This is a genomic window from Vibrio sp. 1727, from assembly GCF_033344415.1.
Lineage (GTDB): Bacteria > Pseudomonadota > Gammaproteobacteria > Enterobacterales > Vibrionaceae > Vibrio > Vibrio alginolyticus.
The window spans coordinates 1-1058 of record NZ_JAWPOT010000088.1; the positions used below are offsets into that span (position 1 = coordinate 1).

Here is a 1058-nt window from a genome sequence, read left to right on the forward strand (position 1 = left end):
CTCTATTACGGCGGCATTACCAACCCTTACGCCAACCACCTTGCGTATGAGCCTGACAACGACTTTCACCAGTTTGCTGTCACGGGGAATTATCGGTTGAATCAACAAACGTTCAGTGGCCGCTTACTTTGGTCACAAACGTCTTCTGAAGGCGGGTTAAATCCGTTTCCGCAGTCCCCCGTTAACTCCAATACATTCCATGGCGAAACCAACACTTGGCAAATGAGCGCGGATTACCACAACAAGCTTTCGCGAGACACAGCTTTCGCCATTTCTGCGGACTATTCAGACAAAGACGATAACTCCGATAGAAACAACATCATCGGCTCTACAAGAGAAAAATACGACCACACAAAAACCAAACTGGAAACAACGTTAACGCATCGTGTTGCGTCTGATGTGAAGGTGAATGCGGGTTATCACTTCAAACAAGACGAGCGAAGCTATGCCGACCGAAAACGTACCGATGAACAACGCGTTTTTGTTGGTGCTCAGTACAGACCAAACAGTCCGTGGCAACTAGGCGGTAAAGTCTCCTACTCTTTCCGCGATGGCTCTGATTGGCAGGACGACAGCAACGACTCGCCTAATTTGCGCCAATACTATTTAGCCGACAAAGAGAGGATTGAGCTCCGTGGCGACGGCAGTTATGACATGACAGACGATGTCCAGCTACTTGCAGAACTTTGGTACGGAAATGATGACTATGCAAAACCTGATATTGGTTTAAGCGAAGGGGAAGATTACGGCTACGACCTCAGCCTCAACTTCAATTTACTCGACGGATTAAGCGGGCATGTTTTTTACAATCAACAGATCATCCGCTCCGAGCAACAACAAGCAAACTCTGACATTGTCGGCTGGAATCGCTACACCACCAAGCTCAAAGATGACATCACAACCATTGGTTTTGGTGTGAGTAAAGAGCGACTGCTGGACGACAAACTTTCTATCTCATTTGATTACAGCTACAGCCAAGCGGACAGTAAATCTTCAACCACATCTGGTGGTTACCAATATCCTGATAACGAGGCGAACTCGTATCGATTTGAAGTCAT

Annotated in this window: 1 protein-coding gene; it reads left to right on the forward strand. The window is 47.1% G+C overall.

Annotated elements, in window-relative coordinates; genetic code table 11:
* Positions 1–15: 15 nt before the first annotated feature.
* Positions 16–1058: MtrB/PioB family decaheme-associated outer membrane protein (locus R8O10_RS23990; protein ID WP_318191796.1), on the forward strand; the 1043-nt coding region annotated here is incomplete at its 3' end.